Genomic DNA, 1,431 nt, shown 5'->3' on the forward strand with positions numbered 1-1,431 from the left:
TAATGCCGGTCAGTTAAGCTGACCGGCATTTTTCTTTCGGACAGGGTATTTCTGCTTACTCGACTTTAGGCAGCGAGGATAACATCGCTCTCGGCGTCCAGGTAGTAAGAAGTAGGACGCCATTTCGGTAATATTCATCACCACTTTTGGAACTCTTCCCGGTGAAACGTAGGGCAATGTTGCTAACTGTAATATGATGTAACTTGCTGATTCTTTGAAACTCAGTTGGCTTGGCGTAATATCTTTACCTAACGAGGCGGCCATAAGGACCATCTGATATCGGATCAGGTTATAGGCCAGTAATACCCCCCACATCTCTTGTTTCACCATATCGGGCTTTCTTGAACGTAGCGTGTAGGTGTTTTGTAGCATTGACTGTTTTATCTCCCTGAAACCCAGTTCGATTTCCCAGCGAGTCGAGTATAAATCAACAATGTCAGCTGCAGGAAAACGCATGGGATCTACCAAAGAACAGAGTATTTTGACTTCTTTGTCTTTAATGGTTTTAGTGAGTAATCTCGCTTCAATTGTATGCGGTAAGTCTGCGAACTTCTTACGTGACTGAGGCGTTGTGGTCAATCTTACCAGTTGATCCTGTTTGCCCAATGAGCGAATGACTTCATACTGCGTATGCTTTTTTAATGGCAGTAACCAATGGCGTTGCTTTCCAGTACTTTGCCATTTATAAAGCAAACCTAGTGAGTAAAACCCCTTATCGAATAACGTCAGTGAGTTATCACTGGTATGCGGGATTAAGTCCTCAGCCAAAATCATTTCATTAGCCTCAACACTGTCAAACCGGCTGGCAGTGAGCAGATGACTCGTTAACTCCATCTGACATACCATTCGAATTTGCGGATAGCAGGCTTCACCCGTTTGTGACCTTGTTCTGGCAAATGCGGCACTGTTCTCTGGTGTGTCTTCGGTTCGAAACACGACACCATCAACACCTAATAGTGTTAATCCGCACCAATTGGGATGGTCAGCTTGCTGATTCCAATGTCCGGCGGTGAGGTTAAATATATGCTCTATCGCTTCGTAGCCTAAGCGCTGTCTGGCTTGGACGATGGCACTTGGCGCAACATAAGGTACTTTGCCAGGCAGCAATATATCCATCTGAGATACAAGCTGTTTTATGGACATATTACGAAACAGAGCCATCCCCAATACTGCCCATACCATCTGCTCCATTGGTAGACGGCGAGTTCTGATAGTAGATACACCGGCAATACTAAGCCCTGTTTCAATAAGTCCAGGGTCTAAAACATCTGACAAACTTTCAACATTAACGTTGTGACTATTTACTAAAACCGTTTCCAAAGCCTGACCAATATGCATAAAAAAAGCCTACAGTGTTTATTCTGTAGGCCTTTATATACCAACCACTGGATCGGTCAACCGATCTGAAAAGTTCTTAACTGATCGGCATTA

At 44.1% G+C, this 1,431-nt stretch carries 1 protein-coding gene; it reads right to left on the minus strand.

Annotated features, from left to right (window positions below):
• Positions 1–9 precede the first annotated feature (9 nt).
• Positions 10–1,338, minus strand: coding sequence for an IS4 family transposase (locus L1N97_RS16850; protein ID WP_236130565.1), 1,329 nt, complete (start codon positions 1,336–1,338; stop codon positions 10–12).
• Positions 1,339–1,431: the final 93 nt, after the last annotated feature.

Origin of the sequence: Rheinheimera sp. UJ63 (genome assembly GCF_021568285.1) — a bacterium.
GTDB lineage: Bacteria > Pseudomonadota > Gammaproteobacteria > Enterobacterales > Alteromonadaceae > Alishewanella > Alishewanella maricola.

What these genes read in the sequence shown, in the direction of transcription:
- L1N97_RS16850 (WP_236130565.1), bottom strand. Translation starts at nt 1,338, where the DNA reads ATGCATATTGGTCAGGCTTTGGAAACGGTTTTAGTAAATAGTCACAAC.